The 20761-nt window shown below is 49.6% G+C and carries 25 protein-coding genes and 3 pseudogenes; 14 read left to right on the plus strand and 14 right to left on the minus strand.

The window, feature by feature from the left end:
* Positions 1 to 304: 304 nt before the first annotated feature.
* Positions 305 to 721, minus strand: a complete 417-nt coding sequence (gene hepT, locus L5M18_RS17320; RefSeq protein ID WP_088585313.1) for a type VII toxin-antitoxin system HepT family RNase toxin — start codon at positions 719 to 721, stop codon at positions 305 to 307.
* Positions 714 to 1136, minus strand: a complete 423-nt coding sequence (mntA, locus tag L5M18_RS17325; RefSeq protein ID WP_088585314.1) for a type VII toxin-antitoxin system MntA family adenylyltransferase antitoxin — start codon at positions 1134 to 1136, stop codon at positions 714 to 716. Before mntA ends, hepT begins: the two co-directional genes overlap by 8 nt.
* A gap of 371 nt (positions 1137 to 1507) precedes the next feature.
* Here mntA and L5M18_RS17330 point away from each other — a divergent pair, with 371 nt between their 5' ends.
* The 3 genes from L5M18_RS17330 (at position 1508) to L5M18_RS17340 (ending at position 3549) form a co-directional block, all read left to right on the plus strand.
* Entirely contained in the window at positions 1508 to 1768 is a 261-nt protein-coding gene (locus L5M18_RS17330) for a type II toxin-antitoxin system Phd/YefM family antitoxin (RefSeq protein ID WP_115017884.1), read from the plus strand.
* A gap of 1 nt (position 1769) precedes the next feature.
* Positions 1770 to 2129, plus strand: coding sequence for a type II toxin-antitoxin system RelE/ParE family toxin (locus tag L5M18_RS17335; protein ID WP_263197970.1), 360 nt, complete (start codon positions 1770 to 1772; stop codon positions 2127 to 2129).
* Positions 2130 to 2340: 211 nt separating this feature from the next.
* Positions 2341 to 3549: a J domain-containing protein gene (locus tag L5M18_RS17340; protein WP_263197971.1), complete on the plus strand. Its 1209-nt coding sequence runs from the start codon at positions 2341 to 2343 to the stop codon at positions 3547 to 3549.
* A gap of 119 nt (positions 3550 to 3668) precedes the next feature.
* Here L5M18_RS17340 and L5M18_RS17345 read toward each other — a convergent pair whose 3' ends face one another.
* The 4 genes from L5M18_RS17345 to L5M18_RS17360 all read right to left on the minus strand — a co-directional run bounded on the left by L5M18_RS17345 (position 3669) and on the right by L5M18_RS17360 (position 6440).
* The gene (locus tag L5M18_RS17345; RefSeq protein ID WP_263179928.1) at positions 3669 to 3875 is read right to left on the minus strand and encodes a hypothetical protein; all 207 of its coding nucleotides are present in this window, start codon (positions 3873 to 3875) and stop codon (positions 3669 to 3671) included.
* Positions 3876 to 4278: 403 nt separating this feature from the next.
* A complete protein-coding gene (locus tag L5M18_RS17350; protein ID WP_106649633.1) occupies positions 4279 to 5295 on the minus strand; it encodes an IS110 family transposase in 1017 nt (338 codons plus the stop codon).
* A 420-nt stretch (positions 5296 to 5715) separates the two neighbouring features.
* On the minus strand, positions 5716 to 6132 hold the full coding sequence (locus tag L5M18_RS17355) for a type II toxin-antitoxin system YafO family toxin (RefSeq protein WP_014610941.1): 417 nt from the start codon (positions 6130 to 6132) through the stop codon (positions 5716 to 5718).
* The gene (locus L5M18_RS17360; RefSeq protein ID WP_206194672.1) at positions 6123 to 6440 is read right to left on the minus strand and encodes an antitoxin of toxin-antitoxin stability system; all 318 of its coding nucleotides are present in this window, start codon (positions 6438 to 6440) and stop codon (positions 6123 to 6125) included. Before L5M18_RS17360 ends, L5M18_RS17355 begins: the two co-directional genes overlap by 10 nt.
* Before the next feature lie 87 nt (positions 6441 to 6527).
* Here L5M18_RS17360 and tnpC point away from each other — a divergent pair.
* The 6 genes and pseudogenes from tnpC to L5M18_RS17390 all read left to right on the plus strand — a co-directional run.
* Positions 6528 to 7169, plus strand: a pseudogene (tnpC, locus tag L5M18_RS17365) (IS66 family transposase); the annotation flags it as partial.
* 115 nt (positions 7170 to 7284) lie between these two features.
* On the plus strand, positions 7285 to 7524 hold the full coding sequence (locus tag L5M18_RS17370) for a CopG family ribbon-helix-helix protein (protein WP_263197976.1): 240 nt from the start codon (positions 7285 to 7287) through the stop codon (positions 7522 to 7524).
* Positions 7514 to 7798, plus strand: coding sequence for a type II toxin-antitoxin system RelE/ParE family toxin (locus L5M18_RS17375; protein ID WP_263197978.1), 285 nt, complete (start codon positions 7514 to 7516; stop codon positions 7796 to 7798). Before L5M18_RS17370 ends, L5M18_RS17375 begins: the two co-directional genes overlap by 11 nt.
* 268 nt (positions 7799 to 8066) lie before the next feature.
* Positions 8067 to 9374 carry an IS4 family transposase gene (locus L5M18_RS17380; protein WP_263197980.1) on the plus strand — a complete coding sequence of 436 codons (1308 nt, stop codon included), beginning with the start codon at positions 8067 to 8069 and terminating at the stop codon, positions 9372 to 9374.
* 225 nt (positions 9375 to 9599) lie between these two features.
* Positions 9600 to 9899, plus strand: a complete 300-nt coding sequence (locus tag L5M18_RS17385) for a type II toxin-antitoxin system HigB family toxin (protein WP_263197981.1) — start codon at positions 9600 to 9602, stop codon at positions 9897 to 9899.
* A gap of 10 nt (positions 9900 to 9909) precedes the next feature.
* Positions 9910 to 10278, plus strand: a complete 369-nt coding sequence (locus L5M18_RS17390; protein ID WP_263197982.1) for a type II toxin-antitoxin system HigA family antitoxin — start codon at positions 9910 to 9912, stop codon at positions 10276 to 10278.
* Here L5M18_RS17390 and L5M18_RS17395 read toward each other — a convergent pair.
* Positions 10271 to 10798, minus strand: coding sequence for an N-terminal phage integrase SAM-like domain-containing protein (locus L5M18_RS17395; RefSeq protein WP_263197983.1), 528 nt, complete (start codon positions 10796 to 10798; stop codon positions 10271 to 10273). The two genes, L5M18_RS17390 and L5M18_RS17395, sit on opposite strands and share 8 nt — an antisense overlap.
* The gene (locus L5M18_RS23520) at positions 10758 to 10922 is read right to left on the minus strand and encodes an Arm DNA-binding domain-containing protein (RefSeq protein WP_411569277.1); all 165 of its coding nucleotides are present in this window, start codon (positions 10920 to 10922) and stop codon (positions 10758 to 10760) included. Before L5M18_RS23520 ends, L5M18_RS17395 begins: the two co-directional genes overlap by 41 nt.
* A gap of 68 nt (positions 10923 to 10990) precedes the next feature.
* On the opposite strand from L5M18_RS23520, the gene L5M18_RS17400 reads away from it, so the two are divergent.
* From L5M18_RS17400 to L5M18_RS17420, 5 genes and pseudogenes are all read left to right on the plus strand, one after another.
* Positions 10991 to 11233 carry a type II toxin-antitoxin system ParD family antitoxin gene (locus L5M18_RS17400; RefSeq protein ID WP_014610908.1) on the plus strand — a complete coding sequence of 81 codons (243 nt, stop codon included), beginning with the start codon at positions 10991 to 10993 and terminating at the stop codon, positions 11231 to 11233.
* Positions 11226 to 11525, plus strand: coding sequence for a type II toxin-antitoxin system RelE/ParE family toxin (locus L5M18_RS17405; RefSeq protein WP_014610935.1), 300 nt, complete (start codon positions 11226 to 11228; stop codon positions 11523 to 11525). The genes L5M18_RS17400 and L5M18_RS17405 overlap by 8 nt, the downstream gene beginning before the upstream one ends.
* Positions 11526 to 11760: 235 nt before the next feature.
* Positions 11761 to 12051: an AbrB/MazE/SpoVT family DNA-binding domain-containing protein gene (locus L5M18_RS17410; protein ID WP_220777345.1), complete on the plus strand. Its 291-nt coding sequence runs from the start codon at positions 11761 to 11763 to the stop codon at positions 12049 to 12051.
* Positions 12051 to 12380, plus strand: a complete 330-nt coding sequence (locus tag L5M18_RS17415; protein ID WP_014610905.1) for a type II toxin-antitoxin system PemK/MazF family toxin — start codon at positions 12051 to 12053, stop codon at positions 12378 to 12380. The genes L5M18_RS17410 and L5M18_RS17415 overlap by 1 nt, the downstream gene beginning before the upstream one ends.
* Before the next feature lie 119 nt (positions 12381 to 12499).
* A pseudogene (locus L5M18_RS17420) lies at positions 12500 to 12837 on the plus strand (helix-turn-helix domain-containing protein); the annotation flags it as partial.
* A gap of 40 nt (positions 12838 to 12877) precedes the next feature.
* Here the strand turns inward: L5M18_RS17420 and L5M18_RS17425 are convergent.
* From L5M18_RS17425 to L5M18_RS17450, 6 genes and pseudogenes are all read right to left on the minus strand, one after another.
* Positions 12878 to 13105: pseudogene (locus tag L5M18_RS17425) on the minus strand (transposase); the annotation flags it as partial.
* 29 nt (positions 13106 to 13134) lie between these two features.
* On the minus strand, positions 13135 to 14313 hold the full coding sequence (locus L5M18_RS17430) for a Wadjet anti-phage system protein JetD domain-containing protein (protein ID WP_069453191.1): 1179 nt from the start codon (positions 14311 to 14313) through the stop codon (positions 13135 to 13137).
* 2 nt (positions 14314 to 14315) lie between these two features.
* Positions 14316 to 17762, minus strand: coding sequence for an ATP-binding protein (locus tag L5M18_RS17435; RefSeq protein WP_263179933.1), 3447 nt, complete (start codon positions 17760 to 17762; stop codon positions 14316 to 14318).
* Positions 17759 to 18412, minus strand: a complete 654-nt coding sequence (locus tag L5M18_RS17440) for a DUF4194 domain-containing protein (RefSeq protein ID WP_088585322.1) — start codon at positions 18410 to 18412, stop codon at positions 17759 to 17761. The genes L5M18_RS17435 and L5M18_RS17440 overlap by 4 nt, the downstream gene beginning before the upstream one ends.
* Before the next feature lie 2 nt (positions 18413 to 18414).
* Positions 18415 to 19884, minus strand: coding sequence for a DUF3375 domain-containing protein (locus L5M18_RS17445; RefSeq protein ID WP_263197984.1), 1470 nt, complete (start codon positions 19882 to 19884; stop codon positions 18415 to 18417).
* Positions 19881 to 20759 (minus strand): helix-turn-helix transcriptional regulator, encoded by an 879-nt coding sequence (locus L5M18_RS17450; RefSeq protein ID WP_261762700.1) that lies wholly within the window; start codon positions 20757 to 20759, stop codon positions 19881 to 19883. Before L5M18_RS17450 ends, L5M18_RS17445 begins: the two co-directional genes overlap by 4 nt.
* Positions 20760 to 20761: the final 2 nt, after the last annotated feature.

A 20761-nucleotide genomic window follows, 5' to 3' on the forward strand; every position in this document is an offset into this window, starting at 1 on the left:
GACGCTACTATGTGGCTCTAGGCTTTTAGCTTCTACGAACGCCGCTTTGCGGCTACGGAACGTCACTGCGTGGCGCGAGAATCTAGGGCGTTGCTTCGCAACTGCTAGGACGCTCGCAAACTCGCTCTAGCTTCTACGAACGCCGTTTTGCGACAACCGCAGGGTGAAACAAGATGAAACCCATATCCTACGGATATTCCACACGCGATTACGCTTGCCTAGTCAGTGTTAATAGTTTGATTTAATTAAAAAAAGCCCTATGAGCTCCTCAGGGCTTGTTTAAGCGGCTTTAGGCAAGAGTGATTCAATAACTCATTCTTGGACAAAATTTTATCACTTCAATAAATTGCTCAAAATCCTCAAGATGATGCTGTACAACATGCACAACGATATCGAGGTTGAGTTCTTGATAGTCATGTACTGCGATGTTTCTTAGGCCAACCATCTTCTTTAAGTTGTCTGCAAGCTGCTGATTAATTATTTTATTTTGTGAAAGTAGTGTAAAGCTATCACGGCTACTTTGGGGGATACCCAGTTGTTGTTGGCGGTTAATATGGTTTGCTATGTCGATACTGGCTTCGCAGCAGCGTTGTAAATTGAGGATAACGCTATCTTGCAGGGTGAAGTCTTGTTTGAACATGCTGCCATCACCATAAACTTGTTGGATGCGTTTTATACAGCGTTTGATGGTTGCTATTTTGTTGATAATAATGTCATTCAAAGTGACGTCCCCTGTGATCGTTGGCTGTTGTTTTGGCCGTTGCATCATCAATAATTGCTTGTCTTTCAGCTTGTAGATGTTGGTACATTGAGATGGTTTTCACTGCAAAAATCTCATCATCTTGTCGCGTTCCCCAAAGTCGCTTTCCTTGGGTGACTACCTGCTGACATAACACTGTGGATGCCGTGCGTAAATCAACAAGATCAACATCAGTATCTAACGCTGAGGCGAGTTTTTGGGCAAGTTGCCAGCGGGCGATATTGTCTAAAGTGACATCGGCGAGTACCGCAATATCGATATCACTGTTGCGGTGTTGCGTGCCCTGTGCATAGGAGCCAAATAGGTAGATCAATCTCAACTGCGGGATGTTATCTTGTAGTAAGTTGATGATAATGCTTTCATTTAGTTGTTGCATAGGCCCATTGCACGATTTAATGAATACAGGGTGAGTATATAGCATATAAGGCGCAGCAAAAAGGACGGCCTTCGGCTGGGAGAAACTAGGGCGTTGCTGCGCAACTGCTAGGACGCTCGCAAGCTCGCTGCTAGGGGCTAGGAATGCCGCTTTTTGCGGTTACAGGTTACGGAACGGGCTGCGCCCTGACGGTGAGTGAGCTTGCGAGCGTTCCGTTATCCGTAATCTGTCAACCGTCAGCACGGCGTTGAGCGTTTTGATGTCTTTAGTCTTTTTTTAGTCTTTTTTTGGTCTTTAATCTATCGCATGATATGATTTTGGCTTAGTGAATGGGTTTTCTTATTTTCAATTAATCAACTAGGCATCAACCTATGAACATAGAAACAATCAGTTTTTTGAAGAAAAATGCCGCGAGCTTAACCCTCGATGAACCGATGATTATTACTCAAAATGGTGTACCTGCTTACGTTATCGAGTCGGTAGCGGATAGAAATCGACGTGATGAGGCGATAGCTTTACTCAAGCTAGTCAGTTTTGCAAAAAGCGATCAACAAAATGGCCGCACTATGTCATCAAGTGCATTCAAGGAACGCTTGGCGGGTCGTAAACTGGCTTTAAAGGATAATAAGTAGTATGTCTGTGGTAAAACTTGAATATACCAAGACATTTGAAGATACCGTAGATAGTGCTATATCTCACTATTCCCAATGGCATGACGAGATCACTATTATTGAGAGAGTTGAGGCAGTTATTGAGGCAGTTATTGAGGCATTTGAAGCATCTGTGACGCAAAATCCTTTGAGCCATGCATTATGTCAAGAGTTAGTTGAACTTGGCATTACTCAAGTAAGGCACGCGATAAAAGAGGATTTTAGAATACTGTACGAGGTTAGCTACATTAATGATGAGTCTCTTGTTACTGTGCTACTTTTTTTGAACCAACGACCAAGCATACAGAATCAACTGATCAATCATTGCTTGGTTTATAAGTAATTGCTTGCGGCAGTGAGAATCGAGGACGGTCTTTAGTCACGAGAATCTAGGATACTCACAAGCTGGCTTTAGACTCTAGCTGCGAAGCGCTCTAGCGTTCTTCGAACGTCGCTTTGCTAAGGATGTCGGCACGTTTTTCGCTATTTTGGTATGCGAGTTTTGTATTTTTGGTCACTTGGGTTTGTAAACATTTCAACAGAAGAAAATATTTATGTCATTAATGAGCATCATCAATACTTCGGTTTCAAGTCAATCCCATAACCGCTCGCAAATACTCGAAAAATTGTGGCAAGACTACGAAAAAAAGCAATTAAGAAATAAACGTTATCAAACAAAATTAGAGGGTTTTTATCGCGAGTTCACCTCACAATTACTTGAAAAAGAGCAGGCCGTATGTGATGCCTCAGCCCAATGGGTGCGTCATTTATTGACTTTTGTGCCGCGTAAATCCATTAAAGGTCGCCAAAGGGAGGCGCTGCTAGAATGGATTGACGAAGAAATAAGTATTATTGAATCGAACCCGTTTAATCCTATCAATACTCACGAAATACGCGATAGCTTCACTAGCTTGCTTATGGCTTATCAAGCAACCTTGCCTAAGCAAGACATTGGTCAGCACGAGCTTGATGCTTTTCGTGAAGAGTTAGAATCTATGTTTGGCTTTGAGTTGGATATAGACGATGCGCAACTGTCTGAACTCATTGATGAACCGGCGAAGTTCCAGGCATTTTTTGAGCAAAAATTGGCTGAGCAGCACAATAAGGCTTTTGATGACGGCGACGCTGAAAATGCGTTTGAGCAAGATGAGGCTGAGTATGATGCCCAAGAGGATGATTTTTTCTTTGAATCGAGTCAACCAGAGCAAGCATTAAGCCTTGAGTTATTTAGCGATAAAACCATGACCAAATTGTATCGACAATTGGCGAATCAATTTCATCCCGATAAAGAGCCTGAACCTGCTAAAAAGGCGCTAAAAAAAGAGTTGATGCAGCAACTATCTCAAGCCAAGAAAAGCAAGGATGCTGTCGCCTTGCTGATGTTGGCCCTTGAATATCTGCCAGAGTATAAGCTTGAGGCCGATGCAGATATGATTAAACGTATTGAGGCTGCGTTGCAGGTTAAAATTAGTTTATTAAATCAAGATTATCAATCAATGCAGAATGGCGATGATATTAAAAGTATGATTTGGCAACGTTTTGGGAGTGGTTCAAAAGCATCACGCGCTAGGGAGTTGGCCCAATATGGTGATCATCTCACGATTGAAACTGAAGAGTTACTCGCAAAAGTGACTAAGATCAAAACAGTACAAGCGATACAAAAGGAATTAAACCAACGTAGCCGACGGGGGAGTTTTAACGACATTTTTGATCTTGCTATGTTTAATGACGAAACTTTTGATGAATTTTGGCAATACAAATAGCGCAATGATGATGCTTCGTAACGGCTAGGACGGCCTTCGGCCGCAAGTACGCAGCAAAAAGCACTGCTGCTAGGATGCCTTCGGCCCTAGGACGCTCGCCAGCTCGCTTTAGAACGCCACTACGTCGCTTTAGACTCTGGCAGCGAAGCGATAGCTTCTACGAACGCCGCTTTGCGGCTACGGAACGTCACTGCGTGACTTACGGATAACGGAGCGGGCTGTGCCCTGACAGTGAGTGAGCGCGCGAGCGTTCCGTAATCCTTCTCTTTTCTGTCATTCCCGCGAACGACTGTATGGTCAATTTTGTTCCATACAAAATATGACATTTCCACCCTCCATGGCAGTTAGATGCAGGAGGTACGAGCCCAGGGACGGGCGAAGGTAGAATAATGCAGGAGCAATTATCGAGAATAACGTAAGCGTCCGCCGAAGCACACCTTCATAACTTGACCATATGTCGCCATATATGGACCCATCCGGTTTGCAAGACATTCGATATCAATTTTGAGAAGAGTTCATTGCACCCATATATTCGGCCTGTTATTGAGGTATGCCTCTGGCCCTGATGGATATCTGCTTCTACTGTCCTTATCATCCTTGCGGCTTCATTATGAGCCTATGGCGAGCTAAGGTTTTTAGTAGATCAGTCTGACTGTCTCATCATCAATTCAAGTGTCTTAGCAACTTGCTGGTTGGTTAATTATTAACGTTTATTGAATCTATTCAGCACTATACTGGAAGTCGATATTCTTCGTCATGCGCCGCGATAACCCATGCCATTCTCGCGAGTTTATTGGCGACGGCTACACAGGCTCGGTTAAAACCTCGGCGCTCTGCTAACTGGATTGCCCAGCAACTAAACTTATCTTGCTTATTCTGGCTGTGTTGCAACACCGCTCTGGCGCCGTGGATGAACAGGGTGCGTAAATACGCATTTCCCCGCTTGCTTATTCCAAGAAGGTTATCTTTACCTCCACTGCTGTGTTGTTTGGGAACCAAGCCACACCAAGCTGAAAAGTGTCTGCCATTACTGAAATCTTTACCATCACCTGCGGCGGCATAAAAGGCGGTAGCGGTGACTGGACCAATGCCAGGGATAGTCTCTAAACGCTGGCAAATCACATTGTTTTTAGTTTCTGTGAGCACTTGTGCATCACAACTCTTAAGCCGTTTTTCTATATCACTAAATTCTTCATATAACTGATAAAAAATGGCCCGACCTTTAGTGGTCAGTGTATTGGCTTCATCCGCTAAAATATCTGGGAACTGTACTTTAAAAGCCGATTTACTTTTGGTCATCACAATGCCGTATTCTGCTAGCATCCCTCTGACTTGATTGATTAAGGCGGTTGATTGTTTAGTTAATCGTTCCCGCATACGGTGGAGCAGTTGCACATCTTGCTGCTCGACGCTTTTGGGTTTTACAAACCGCATGTTGGGCCGCTGCGCAGCCTCGGCAATGGCTAGCGCATCGTTGTAGTCATTTTTATTACCTTGCCGAAAAGGTACTACAAATTGAGGAGCAATTAACTTGACGCTGTGGCCCAACAGCTCAAATTCTCTGGCCCAATAATTTGCCCCACCACAGGCTTCCATCACAATCAGACACGGCTCAATTTGAGCAAGAAAGGGAAGTAAGTCCTTGCGTCTAAGCATTTTCTTTTTGATTAACTTACCCGCTTTATCGACGCCAACAGCATGAAAAACAGACTTTGCGATATCTAAACCGATTGTAGTAATCTTCATAGGTGGACCCGTCCTCTTTCTGATGAGTTTTAGCGACTACATCGTGGCCCATTGCGAGGCCGATTAAAAGTGGATGGGTCCATTCCATTATCCTTGTTCTTCTGAATCATAGGAGAACGATATGTTTGGTAACTGTAGTGGCTTGCACACATAATCCCTTCGGCGCGATTACATCCGCCAAACTGGGCTCACATTAGCTGATAATAAGCGGGACCACCGACTCACATTAACTGCCAATGGACGCAGATTAATTAACAACGGGCTTACATTTATCTTGGCGGACTCACATTAATTGCCAATAAACAGCCATGATCCAACAAGCTCGTAGAGAGTCGAGATATGCTGTATCAGCGGACAAGCAACAAGGCCTTAATGTAGGCTAACTTTACATTTTTGGCGCGTTGGGTAAATTCGGTATGATTAAAACTGCTCCCTGAAGCCTTCGGCTATTTTCTCCAGTTGGTTCATTAAGCCGCTATCACGATCGGTATTATCGACATCATTCGGCTTGTTCTTATCCCAATGTTTAATGATGGCTATCAGTAGGTAACAATGGCTGTTGAAGAAGCCTGGACAATACACCAGAACATAACCGCTGGTCCGTTTGAATTGCACTAGCTTGAGCGGAAAACCTGCAGCTTTGAAATGCAGATGTTGTAATTCAAGATACGAGCGGTTATGGGTAAACAGGTAAGGAACGTCGCGGCCAAAGGTGGTAGGCAGGCCTTTACCTTCCTTATACACCCGAAAATCATCTACTAATGCTTTGGTAGCCAGCTCACCTAGGGCCTCTTTTAAATAGGGATGCGTAAATATGCGTACCGCCTTTACTTCCATTCCTCAAATTCTCCCTTGGCACCTTGCTTCAGTTTGTTGGCCATCTGAGTAGAAACCTTATCCATGTTTAGATTGGCAGCAGTAAACTGGGCAGGGATGCTTTCCAATGTGGTGGTGCCACGTTGGGCAAACTCACAAAACGCCGTCATTTCTTCAAACAGTGACGCCGGTACCGCATAAAACTGGATTTGGTTATTAGATGACACCGCAATTGCATCTCCTTGGGCTTCGGCTAATGCAGCACTGGGGTTTGATTTGAACTTGCTGATCGGTGTGGTATAGCCACATAAAATTTTCTGTAACATCATAGCTCCATTTTCTACTGTTGCGACAGTTATACTAAGACCTAAGTATAGACCTAAATTTAGACCTATACCAGTATCGGATTATTCATCCATCAAGTTCAAATAAACGACGGATTTAGTGGTTACCTGCAAGTCGATGGTTACGCCGGTTATGCTAAAACCGATGCCGAACTCGTGGGCTGCTGGGCCCATGCTCGTCGTAAGTTCACAGAGGCTGAAATCGCTCAGCCTAAAGGCAAAACGGGCAAGGCAAACTGGGCTCTGAACCATATCCAGAAAATCTACCGAATCGAAACCTTGAATAAAGACTCAAGTCCCGAGGTTCGCCGCCAACAAAGGCAGCTGCACAGCCAACCCTTACTGGATGAGTTGCATCGTTGGCTGGAGAAATCACAACGCCATGTGCCACCTAAAAGCAGCTTTGGGAAGGCAATAACCTACTGCCTTAATCAATGGCCCAATCTGAACCGCTATCTTGAGGATGGGCGACTGAATATCGACAATAATCGCGCAGAGCGAGCCATAAAGCCGTTCGTCATTGGCCGTAAAAATTGGCTATTTGCCAATACGGCCAATGGAGCAAAAGCCAGTGCCATACTGTACAGCATGATAGAAACTGCCAAGGCTAATGGGCTTATGCCTTTTGACTATCTCATGTACTGCCTAGATCAGTTGTCACTCAAGCCAGAAAGCCTGGATCATTTGTTACCTTGGAATGCAAAACTAGGCTAGGTGCAGATCACCGGACGGATACTAACACTCAGTTTGGCTGATAAGCCAAACATGGCAATTTATCCTCAATTAGTGTAATGTAGTTTGATGTATACATTGTATGATGAGGTTTACCATGAGTGTCATGTCAGTACGCTTATCCGATGAAATTGAGCAAAAGCTGGTACAGCTTGCCCAGTCAACTGGCAGAACTAAATCGTGGTTGGCCAGCCAAGCGATTCAGGATTATTTAGACCGGGAAGCTTGGCAAATTGCTGAAATCCAAGCCGCATTACGTGAAGCCGATGCCAGTGATTTTGTGCCAGAGAACGAGATGAATGCCAAGTTCCAGCGTTGGGGGAACAATGCGGGTTAAATGGCTGCGCAAGGCCGCGCAAAATCTTGAAGATGCGTATGATTATTTAGCCAAAGACAACCCCAAGGTCGCTCAAGCATTCGTGCAAGACGTTTACCGCTTAGTGAACTTATTGCCGGCGCAACCCGCCATGGGACGGGCTGGGCGCGTAGTTGGTACACGGGAACTGGTTATACAGGATTACCCGTTCATCATCCCGTACAGGGTTAAGCAAGATGAAATCCATATTCTACGGATATTCCACACGCGATTACGCTTACCTAGTCAGTGGTAAGAAATTGATTTAATTGCAAAAAGTGCTATGAGCTCCTCAGAACTTTTTAAGCGGCTTTAGGCAAGAGTGATTCATTGACATCCTCCACCTCCTTTAGGCTACCGTATGCACACATTTTTTGATCTAATGTCGTCAGTTGGCAAACAAGACAAAGTTAAAGGATAAAAATGGATTTCCTTCGAGATGATGAATTGATCGTAGAACAGTACGCAGTCGGCTATTTCAACGACGAACGTTTAAAAAAACAGCTGCGGAATTGCATGCCAAGATGGTTGCTCAGCAAACTGTTTGTTTACGGCAACTGGGGTCTGTGCGGGCTGGTGAAGTCCGTTTCGGGCGATTTTTGGCTAACAAAAACGTCACCATGCATGAATTAAGAAGCGGGGTCTGTGCTCCAACTCTGGCTCGCTGTGCTGGAAGGCATGTGCTTGCGATTCAAGACACCACCGAAATCAACTATCAGAACCACGCTCGACGAGTCAGCGAACTGGGCACTGTAGGTAATGGCACCGACCTCGGCTTATTCCTGCACCCTGTTCTGACGGTTGATGCGGAGGATGGGGCCTGTCTGGGATTAGCTGACCTGCACATCTGGCAACGACTTCACGGCAAATCCCCCGACTACAAGAAGCAACCGATTGAAGAAAAAGAGAGTTATCGCTGGTTAGAAGCGCCACAGCGCGCTCGGGAATGTTTGCAATCTGCAGCCAAAGTAACCGTTGTTGCGGACAGAGAGGCGGACATCTACGAGCTGTGGAGCCGAATTCCCGACACCAGTACCGAGCTATTAATACGGGCCGGTCGAGATCGAAACCTGGTCACCCACACAGATCAGAAATTGTTTGAGTGGATAGCGGAGCAACCCATCCGCGGAGAATACATACTGTCGCTGCCAGCAATAGCCAACAAGAGAACGGCGCATGATGCCTTGATGCATGTGCGTTTTGAGCAGGTGACCATCAAAAAGCCCCAGAGTTGTTCGGACAAGAAGGCCCCAAAACAACTAACGCTGAACATGATTGAGGTGGTGGAAGATCCCGGCACAGTGGTTGGTAAAGAGAAGCCTATTCACTGGCGACTTCTGACGACGCATCCGGTGTCTACACTCGCGCAGGCACTGCAGTGTATTGAGTGGTATTGCAGTCGATGGCAGATAGAGCAATTTTTTAGGACGTTGAAAAAGCAGGGATTAAATGTGGAGTCCAGCCTTGTAGAGAAGGGTGAACGACTGGAAAAATTAGTGGTATTAGCCGCCTCGGCGGCAGTCAGGACCATGCAGCTAACCCTGGCGCGAGAAGGTAATACCACCCGTCCGGCCAGCGATACGTTCACGAAGGAAGAGCAGGATTTTTTGGAGCATTTGCAACCGGAATTGGAAGGCAAGACCGACAAGCAGAAAAATCCACATGAAAAGAGAACACTGGCCTGGTCTTCATGGATCATAGCAAGACTGGGTGGATGGAAAGGTTACAGCTCGGAACGCAAACCTGGTCCAATAACCATGCTGCATGGATTACAGCGGTTTTCATCCATGCAGCAAGGTTGGTTGCTAGCGCGCCGTTTGTTTCAACATTGATATATGTGCATACGGTAGCCTCCTTTAGGGGGGAGGATGTCAATTCCAGCAGAACCTTCTTAGCTACACAATCCCACAAATACCCGAGCATGAAGGAGAGTACACGCTTGCTCGCAGCAATATGGTAAAAATCAAAAAATTAATATATTTTCCCAAAAAGGGAAATTAATTATTGACTATCGTTTATGCGTTTCCCATAATGGGAAATATAGAAAAGGGGATTGCATGAGAGTTGTTTCAAGAGTCGCATTGCGGGAGTTTTGGGAGCAGCCCATTTATCAAGATAGTGAGCAACCTCTCAAGTCATGGTACCAGGAAGCTAAAAACGCTAACTGGCAAAATCCGCAAGACATAAAAGCGTTGTACCGCAACGCGAGTTTTGTTGGCAATAACAGGGTGGTATTCAACATCCACGGCAATAAGTACCGTCTTATTGTGGCCGTGAATTACAAGTTTGCAATGGTCTATGTTTGCTTTGTTGGTTCTCATGCTGAGTATGACAAAGTTGATGCAACCACAATTTAGGAGGTTTGCAATGCAAATTAAACCGATCAGAACCGTGGCTGATAATGAAGCAGCCTTAAAGCGCATTGAACAGCTTTTTGATGCTGAACCTAACACGCCAGAGGGTGAAGAGCTGGAAGTGTTGATCACGCTGGTGAGCGCGTTTGAGGACGCTCATTTTCCAATTGAAGCGCCAGATCCAATCGCGGCCATTCAGTTTCGCATGGAACAGCAAGGGCTTGTTGATGCCGATATGGTGCCGTTCCTTGGGCAACGTAGCCGAGTATCAGAAGTGCTAAACCGCCAACGTCGGCTTAGTCTGAACATGATCCGCAAGCTGAATGAGGGGCTTAAAATCCCGCTGCCTTGCTTGGTCAAAGAATACCAATTAGCTAAATAACGGAAGGTCTATGACTACTCACAAGCATGGCGAATCGAGAAATCAGAAGGTAGAAAGTACCCAAGGCCAATTTGACATCCTCCACCTCCTTTATCGTCATCGGATGAGACTCAGCCTTTTCTTCTTTAAGTGAGCGATAGCGTCTCAATGGGTATTCAAATTTATATTCTTCTGCCGCGAGGCTTACCATGGAGACGATGAGCCACAGTAAGTTATTAATGCGACGGTTAGATAATTGACGGGTATTATCTGCTCTCACCATTTGCATTAACTGCTGACGATAAAAATCGACCTGCGATAGGATGATCTCATTCATCAATGTATTGCCAAATTGTGGGATCAGATACTTATCTAAAACGTTTTGTATGGTATTTCTATAGCTATTTTTCCACGTCGCCTTTTTGCGTTCAAACCACTGATAGGCAAAATCATTGAAAAATGGATATTCACGATCAGGATGTTTCTCACGCTGCAACAGCTCAAATTGAGCGATTTTTTTTACTTTTGGGGAAATAATCACGGTATTGGAAGCAGCCTAAGTCTATCTCTGCATTAATTTTTTTGAGTGTTGTCTTGGCAGTTGCAAGGTTTTTAGGTGTGGCCAGCATTTTTGTGCCTTTGCCTAGACGCTTACTCATTAACATTACTTTGATTTGGTATCTAACATCATATATTATTGCTGTGTTAACTATTCACACAAATAGGTGGAAACATGTCACGGACAACCAGTGTTACTATCGGATCACAGTTAGATGAATTTGTCAGTCAGCTTATTTCGTCAGGTCGCTATGGCTCGACAAGCGAAGTTGTTCGTTCTGCCTTACGACTATTAGAAAGACAAGAAAACCAGACGATAGCTTTGAAAATGGCGATTGAAGCTGGTGAGCAAAGTGGTGAATGCGCATTATCACTTCATGACATCGCTGCAATGGTGAAACAAAAGCACAATGTATAAACTTTCCAACCTTGCTGCCGAAGACTTTGAGCGAATTTTTGAATACACCCTATTGAACTTTGGTGTTAAGCAAGCGGATGACTATACGGTAAGTATGCATAATGCTTTGTTGGCAATCACTGAGCAGCCTCTAATGGGGCATGAATGTCCAGAAATTGCTAAAGAACTTCGACGTCATAATCATCATAAACATGCGATTTTCTATAAAAAACAGACTTATGGGATCTACATCCTCCGCATCCTTCATCAACAAATGGAACCATTACGGCATTTTTATCCAGATACTGAGTGATTTCTCACCGCCCTATCGGGTGATGCTTTTTATTTCGTTAGCCGCTGCTCGATAGTATCGAAACTTACGCAGCTTCCATAAGCAGAAATGACCGTCCAGCCGCCTTTAATTCTAGAACTCTTGAATTGCTGGGTTGGCCGTATCTTGATGTTGATCCGCGAGCTATCAGCCAAGCACTCGATATTGCACCTCAATATGAAGTTATACATTGTATAACCCCATATTTGGTGGTAGCATGTTTAAACAATGTATCATGGTTGGTGAGGTTAATATGCAGACCAGTATCAAAAAATGGGGGAACTCTGCCGGAGCAATTATCCCTGCTGCCGTGCTGAAGAAAGCAGGGTTCGGTATGGGGGATCAAGTTGAAATAGAGGTTGTTCAGGGGTGTATTGTGATGAGCCCAGCAACCCCAATATTCACACTTGATGAGTTGCTAAGTGCCAGTCCAAAAGGGTCTTTTGAACTTGATTCAGAAGATACTCAATGGCTGAGTTCGTCACCTGTAGGCAAGGAAGAAATCTAATGAGTTACACCCCCAAACGAGGTGACATAGTGTGGATTGATTTTGACCCATCTGCGGGACACGAGCAGGCTCATCATCGTCCTGCGCTGGTACTTTCGCCTGAGCCGTTCAACAAGCAAATTCAACTTGCTTTAGTCGCGCCAATAACATCTAGGGTTAGAGGTCATGGTTTCGAGGTTGCTGTTGATACCGACAAAACCAAAGGTGTTGTTTTGTGTCAACAAGTCAAGACGATTGACTACGCAGCAAGGGACGTCAAGTATATCGAAAAAGCTCCCGTTGCAGTGCTAAATGAAGTGCTCGCAAAAGTGCGAGTATTGGTCAGTTAAGAAGAGGAAATCAGATATGGCTCAACCCTCCTATACTCGTGATCAATGAAGATGCTTGATTTTCAGTGACATGAGGATTAAGGTCGCTGTCACGAGACTACTCCTGACCAAAAGAGACCCTGCATGCTCAAACGAGTGACGGGCTTGTTTGTGACCGCATTAAAGCAGTACTTCTTGCATCCGAAGGCTGGACCGCGGCAATGATTTCTCAAGCATTACGGATAAATGAATCAACGGTCCGCCGTCACCTTGCCGATTACACCTTGTCAGAGAAGCTCAAGTCTGAAAATGTCGCGGTTCACAAAGCCTGTAATCTGTTGAGCAAACCGCAGAGTTAATTGCCCATTTAACTCAGACTCAGGCAACCAAAATCTCACACGGCTGGATATATACAGGGCAGGACAAAGCCAAAGAAACCAACGGCAGTCGTAGGCGGCGTAAACTGATTGTAAGCTTACGGCAGCATAGCTGAACTTAATCAACATAGTCTGATTTACTAAATTAGCGCGAGCATTCGCTGCTTTTTCATGGCATTTGGCGACCATCAATCTAGTTTTTGCTTTTCTTGATAGCTGACGCTGCTTACGTCTGAGGTTTTTCTCAGCACGCTTTACAAATCTTCGGTTGGCTATCTTTTTGCCATTCGATTCGATGGCGAAATGAAACAGCCCCAGATCAACACCTGTGACCTTGCTTGCAGTGTGAAGTAAAGTTGGTACTTCCACTCCATCATCAGTAAGAATTGATGCGTATGTCAAATTAACGTTTGGAGAAGAGAGAAAGGGATGCGCTCTTGTTCCAGTCGTAAGTTAGGTTGCCAATGGGCCTTGAGTCGTTGGTATAGCAGTTGCTCTGTCTCATTTAAGTTGGGGAGCTGTTCGGCTCTGTGGGCTGTGGCAGAAGGCTCGCTTCCCCACCAAGAGCGGCAGGCAAGTAGGGTTGCTTCATCCATTAGTAGAGAACGGGTACGCGGAAAATAGCTGCGTAGTTGCGATAACATGGCAAAGCCATGGCTGTCGATATCGCCCCAGTAGTGGATCTGGCAAGCGCCCAGCCAGGGCACCTCTTTGAGCAGTTGCACGCCATAACCCAGGCCGAAAATCACCAGTCCATTGCGTACCCCAGGAAATGCCAGGCCGTTGATCTTGTTCTCGGTAATAAAAACCCGATCCACCAGCAGGTCCAGCTTGGCGAAGTCGCGCACCGTCAAGGTGATGTCGCTGGCCCCGGCAAACTCGGCCGCCAGTTGCGGGTCAAGTAGACGAAAGCGGACCTGCGGCTCCTCGTAGCGCAGGCCAAAGCGCCGTTCGAAGCCGTGATCGCGCAAGCTGGTCACGGTCGGGTCAATCGCCTGCTCTGGTAGCAGCTGATCCAGCAGACTCTTCAGTATGCTTTTGTGTTGCTCGATAAATTTGGTATCGACGCCGGGTATGTCCAGTTGGCGCAGGTAGCAATCGGGGCGTGGGTGAGCACAGAAGTGGCGACAGACGGCGATGAGCTCAGGCCAATGACCCGCCTGCTTTTCTAGTTGTGCCGGATTGTCCAGCAACCAGGCCTGCAGCGCCGGGAAGGCGGCGAGCAGCCGTGCGTGCTCATCGCAAAAGATCCGCCAAGCCTGTGCCTGCCCGACAAAGCGGGCCAAGGCGGCCATATCGGCAAACTCGACGGCAGCAGGCAGCCATTGGCGCCCCATGGTCGGGTAGTTGACCTCCTGCTGCTGCAACGTGATGCCGGGCAGATCGGTCAGTCCCTCCTGCAGGCGGGCGATCTGCTGGCGCAGGGCGGCAAAGTCGTGCAGCAGTGCTTTGTCGGTGGGGCGGGATAGTTTGATGGTGAGGGGGAACAGTGATTCTCCCTCAAGCCAGGCCCGATGCAGTCCATAACCTTGCCATTTCTTCAGTAGTTTCTGCTTGAGTGTCTTGAGTTCGATCATGGTCATGTCTCCACGGAACCATTCACGTCTGAAGCCTGCACCTCAGCAATCGGGACCTCAGAAACCAGCGTGCTGTAGCTGCCGAGAGCCTGATGTTGAGCCAGCCGTTGCCGATACTCCTCGATGGTCATGTTCAGCAGCATGGATCGATTCTGCTTCAGATCGACAAAGTGCACATGGCGGACATAGTGCTCGATGACATCGAGTTTTTGCAGGGGGGTGACCAGCAGCAGTTGCAGCCCCAGCTTCTTGAACAGCTCCAGCCCGAAGCGGGTGCTGTCTTTGGAGCCACGAGCGAAAGCTTCATCGATCACCACCAGATTGAAGCGGCGCTCGGCACGGGTCTGGGTAGTCTCGCTGCCGACCAGCCTGTATTGCAGCAAGATAGCGGCGGCCAGAATGGAGTAGGCCAGTTTCTCCTTCTGTCCCCCCGATTTACCACCGGAGTCGGAGTAACACTCCTTCTCGCTGCCATCCTCCCGGTAGCGTTCGATAACGTTGAACAAATGCCAGAAGCGCACATCGACGACCTTCTGGGTCCATTTTGCATCTTGTCGCATCTGCTCGATCAGTGACTTTACTTGTTCGAACTTCTGCTCCGAGTAGAGGTTGTCATCCAGCGTGTGCTCGACACACTGTTTGATACGCTGCTTGAACTCGCGGATCTCCACATCAGGGGAGGAGACGCTGTCAATCTCGATAAAAGTGCCGATCTGGTAGTCCAGTGCATACAGCGACTGGTTAATGAGCCGGATGCGGGCACTGATCTCCTCTTCATGTTTGTCGAGCTGGCTGCGAAACAGCGCCATGGCGCGGATGGTGTCGCGGTTAAGCATCTCCTTGAAACGCGCTTCGTGGCGTGGCAGATCCTCCTGCTGCAGTTGTTGGAGGATCTGTTGATATTCCTTCAATGCCGCCAGATTCTTGTCCAGTTCACTGGCATCGTTGGGAAAGCGGTAGTGGAAGGTGCTCATGGCATCGATCATTTGCCCCTCCTTCTTGCGCCGTTTCTCCTCCAGATGTTGCACCCGCTCGTTGAGTTTACCGCGCAGCAAGCTGGTCTGGTTAGTCAGCATGTCGAAGCGCAACCCGGCGCTGGCACCATACTCCTGATAGAACTGGGTCAGGGTCGCAAAACAGCGCTCGCGCAAGATCGGCGGGACGCTAGCCAGCAAGGCCTCTTTTTCCGTCAGGGCAAGGGTATCGGTCTCGATCTCACTCTGTTGTTGCCCCACGCTGGTTAGCAGGTTATCGCGCTCGCTCCCGAGCGCCTTGAAAGCTTGCTTGGCCAAGGTTAATTGTTGCTGCAGCGTCTGAAGCAGGTCCGAACTCTGCTCCAGTATCTGTACTTCTTGCTGCAGCCGTTCTATCTGCTCGCTAAAACGTGGCCAGTTAATCTGTTCAAACCCCAGATTGAAATCGGCCAGTCTTAACGCCTGATGACGAAGTTTGTCGAGCATGCTGCGGCGCTGCTCCTGTTGTTGCAGCTGCTGCTGGCGTTGTTGGATTTGCTGCTGCAACTGGCTGTACTGTTGGGCCAGCAGTAGGATCTTCTCCTTGTTGCTCCAGCCCAGCACATAGCGGCTCTTATCCTGCAGGGCGTGCCTGTCGTCTTTCTCATGACGTGAGGGGCCGGATTTGATCTGGCCGTTGATGGATAACGCCTTGTCGCTGCGGCGAAAGGTGGCCAGATCCTCGCAGCAGAGATAGTCAAAGCGTTGCAGCTCTTTGTGCAACCAGTCGTATTGCTCACAGGCCGGTTTTATCTCCAGCTTGCCCAGCAGCGAGCCAGGCGTCGCCGGGCTTGGCAGATAATCGGCAGGCTGGCGTACCCGGTAATAGACCAGGCGACTGCCCAGATGGGTTTTTTCCACCCATTCGCTGATCGTGGGGTAGAGTCGCTCCGGCACCAGCAGGCTCAGGGCAAAATTGTGCAGCACCCGCTCCATGGCCCCTTGCCAGGCGAGTTCCTTACCCTTGACCTGCAGTAGCTCACCGACAAAGGGGAGCTGGCTCTCATCTAACCCCAGTTCGGCACAGAGTCGCTCGCGTATGGCCAACTGCTGAGCGGGAATGTTGCTCTGGCGTTTCTTCAGGGCGGCGAGTTCGTCGCCCAGTTGCTGCAGTTGGGCGCTCTGCTGCCACTCCTGCTGCTTGAGCGTATCTCGCTGCTGCTCCAGTTGGGCCAACTCGCCCATCAGTGTCTCGGCCCTTTCCTTGGCGGCGGCCTGGTTGCTGACAAAGCAGTCGAGTTCCAGAGTATCCGGCAGGGCCAGGGCTTGGGTCAGATCGCGATAGTCTTTGTAGTGATGGCGAGCCGTGTCGCGCGCCTGACTCAGGCGGTGCATCTCCCCCTGCAGCTGTTGCAGGCGGCTACCGCCATTTTCCAGGATCTGTTGATGCAAGGTGGCAACCTGTTGCTCCTGCTCACCGAGCCTACGATCCAGGCTCTCGCGCTGCAGTTGTAGCTTGTCCAGGTTCTGGCGGCTGCGCTGCAGTCGCTTCTGATAGAGGGAGATGGCATGTTGTGCCATGAAGCCATCGGTCAGCTCCCGACACTGCTGGATATGCTGTTTCTCCTGTTCGGCCTGCAGCACGTTCTCCCCCAGTCGGCTGACAGGCTCCAGCAACTCGACCTTCTGGCGGGCTGCGACCACCGCATCATGCAGCCGCTTGAGATCGTCATAGTTGCGCTCCAATTCCTGGATCAGCCCCTCGACATCGGGCTGGGTCAGCATGTTCTGGCGTACGAAGTCAGTGACCGAGCCCACGGACTTCATCGAGATGGTCTGATTGAAGAGATCCAGCGCCTTGCCATCGTTACCCAGTCCCAGCGCCTTGCAAAAGGCTTGCTGATAGGGGCCAAAGCTGTCGAACAGCTCGCAGCCACCCTGCTGTTTTAGTTGCTTTTTCAGTCCGGCTATCTTGTCACCAAAGCCGCTGAAGTGGTTGGCGATGGTAAGGGGCTGCTCGGCCACCAGAAACAGTCGCTTGACCCGCTTCTCTGCGGGTGGCAGCCAGCATACCTGGGCCAGGGTCACGCTCTGTTGCAGGGCGGCGGAGTGGAACTGGGCCAGCAGAACGCTGTAGTGATCCTTGCCGCGCAGGCCGACCGGACGCGCCTTGCCATAGTCATCCTGCTGGGAGGTATAGAAGCCATGGAAGTAGGACTCCAGCGAGCGTTCCTTCTCCTCGGCGCCTGCCGCCTTGTTGAAGGCCAGCTTGCGGGTGGGAACCAGCAGGGTGGTGAGACCGTCCACCAGTGTCGATTTGCCACTGCCGATGTTGCCGGTCAGCAGGCTGTTGTCGCCCTCTACGGCCAGATGCCAGATTTGCTGATCGAAGGTGCCCCAGTTGAACACCTCGAAACGCATCAGGCGAAAGCCCTGCAGGGCCTGGTTTGGCAGGCTGTGCTTGGCTGAGATTTGCGCGTTCAGCTCACTATTCACTCGGTGTTCTCCTCGTTGTACTCTTCAGCGTTCTCTGTCGTATTCCCGGCGACAGCCAGTTTTTGCGCTAGTAGCTGGTTGAATTCCACTATCTGTTCGGCGGTGACAAAGGCCTTGAGAATGCGCGGCACCTCGAAGTCATCCGGATGCTTGGGTAGCATTGAGAGGAAGCCCATCTCATCGCATTTTTTGATCAGCGCATCCAGCTCGCGGCGTTGCTTTACCTCATTACCCACCTCGGGGTAGTAGGGTAACAACCACTGGTGGATCTCCTGCCGGGTGACGATGAGGCGGGGCGCACTCTCTGCGCTGTCGTGCTCGGCCAGCCGCTTGCGCAGGCAGACCAATAGCAGTGTCTGGCCAAAGCTCAGGTTACGGCGGCTGATCAGGCGTGGTAACTCCTGACCGGACTCTTCTTCCGCGCTCTCGGGCTGCTTCAAGAAGGCGTACCCTTCGGCCTCGTCGATCAGCAAGGAGAGGCCAATCTGCTGGAAGTAGTCGCGGATGCTGTGTTGTTCGCGCAGTAATACCTGCCAGAGATCCCGTTGCCGATGCAGATAGAGAGGGCCCTTGAGCAGCCGGATGAGCACGGCAGACTTGTCCCGTTGGGCATCCGCCCCCAGTGCGCTTGTTTCATGGATGGTCGACATGGTTACAGCTCCCTGACAAAGGTGATGGCTGGAATGCGCAATATCCGCCAGAGTTCAGGCTCGGCCTGCCAGCGGATCTGTTGTTCCCGGGTGGTGTCGATGTGAGCAGGCAGCGTTTGCTCGCAGGCCAGCTTGATATAGGTGAGCACCTCATCCAAGCCATGGCGTATCGGGTAGTGTTCGATGACCTGGGCCAGGCTCACCTGACCTTGATAGTCACTCAGACAACGTTGGATGTGGCGTTGCAACTGCTGTTCGTCGATATGGCTCACCTCGAACAGGGTACGCAGATCCACTTCTGCCTGTGGCACGGCTTCGGCTACCGAGTTATTGAACTGTTCGCTCTGCGGCTGATGGTAGAGACCGCGACTCAGCAGTACAGAGAGCGTGGCCTGTTGCTCTGACACAGAGGCAAAATCCGGATAGCTGCGGCTATCAAGCCCTTCCAAGCGATGCGCCTGTGCCTCGAAGTCGCGGATCAGTTCCAAAATGCGTTTATTGTCCTGGGATTGCTCTTGGATGTAACGGCGCAACTGGTCGGTGATCTGCTGGCGGGTGATGTTCACCTTGGTTCCCGCATCCAGCAGGTAACTGTAGAGATGACTGAGCAGGGTGTCCTGTTGCACCAGATTTCTCGCCTCTTCATGTTCTAGCAGTGACTGCAGGTTCTGGCGCATGGCACTGCGCATCTGTGGCGTCATCAGTAGCTCGAAGAAGGCGCTGAAGGACAGTCCTTCGTCCGAGTTGTCGATGACATCCTGATCGCCAAACACCTGATCCAGTACCAGTCCCTTATGCAGGCCACTCTGGGTGATGGTCTTGCGTGTCTCCTTGTCCAGACTGCGGAAGTTGGCTTCCACTTGGCGAAAATCCCCCAGCAGTTGGCGCGAGAGATCGCCCAGAAAAAACAGCCGTTCGCGGATCTGGGTCGCTGACATCCCCGTATCCTGTCCCTGCTCGACGGCACAGATGGCCTGCTCAATCTCGGCCTTGCGAGCGCTCAGGGTGGCGAGCTTGGATGCACTGTCTTCAGTGGTGCCGTGGACCAGCTCTCCGATCAGATCGAGCAACAGTTTGAGCCGTGACTCGGTGCCGACAAACCGGCGCCCCTGCATCTCCTCGATCCAGCGCAGGGCTTTTTCGATCTCGGGCAACAGGTCGCACTCGGGTTCATCGCTCTGCAGTGGCAGGTATTTGCGCAGATAGCCGCCCCGGCTGTTGATCCAGTCGTCGACATAGGCGCGGGCACTCTTGGGAAACAGCTCGGGACCATGGCTGTCGGCAATGTCCTGCAGATGATGTTCCAGTGCGTCGATCAGTTCCTGATAGGGGATGGCACGGCGGTTTTTAGCCAGAAAGGCCCGATGCAGAAAGCTGGCGAGCAGGGCAAAGTGAGGGGAGCGCAACAGACGCAGCGCCAAGCTTTGCTCCTTGAACTGCTCCAGAAACTCAAAGCTCAGATCCTGATTCATGGGGCAACTCCAGGCAGCAGGCGGCAGTTGGTCAGTGTGGCGACTACGTCATGGTTGGCCAGTCTGAGCGGATGGGAACGGGGATCGAGCCGGGCATCTGGTGAGCAGTCGACTCGCCACTGTTGCAACAAGTAACCCACCAGCGCCTCGCGCACTGTCAGCGTTAATTGTCCATCGGTCATGCCATAGTCCAAGGCTATGGCTTCTGGGTGGACAAGCGCGGGGTGGGGGACGAGTGTCAGCGTCATCTGTCGCTGCCAGGCGAGATCTGCCTCGCGCTGTTCTGTGTTTGGGGCTTGCGCCAATTCGTGCACTTGCAGCAGGCGGGTTGTGACGAAGTCGCGAAACTCACCATGCCGCCGGTCGTAGGCGCGGACATGCCAACGGTGGCCGTTGTTAACCAAGACATGGGGGACCAGCTCACGCTCTGTCTCACCGGAACTTAAGGAGTGATAGCGCACGCTGATGGCCCGCCGCTGCGTGATGGCGCGCATCAGGGTGGCTATGGTGTTGCTGTCTGGATGGATGAGGCGGATGGCATCTACACAGTGTTCGCCGGGTGGCGAGATCTGTTTTACGCCTTCACCCATACCCTGGCTCAGGCGGCTGAGCAGGGTTTCCGGCTCATGGTTAAACAGCGGTACAAATTTTTGCGTTATGTGATAGCGCTTGGTTTGGTGTTTGAACTCTAGGTTTTCCGGAGCCAGTTCACGGTATAGCGCCAAATCCCGGGTACAGGAGGCAGATCCGACCGCAAACTGGCGTAGCAGATCGGTTTTGCTCACCTCGCCAAAGTAGTAGAGGCAGAAGTCTATAAACTCCAAGCGGTTACGTTGAGCATGAGGATAGAGATGAAAATCACCAAGTCTTGACATAG

The organism is Shewanella sp. SM20, from assembly GCF_025654545.1.
Taxonomy (GTDB): domain Bacteria; phylum Pseudomonadota; class Gammaproteobacteria; order Enterobacterales; family Shewanellaceae; genus Shewanella; species Shewanella oncorhynchi.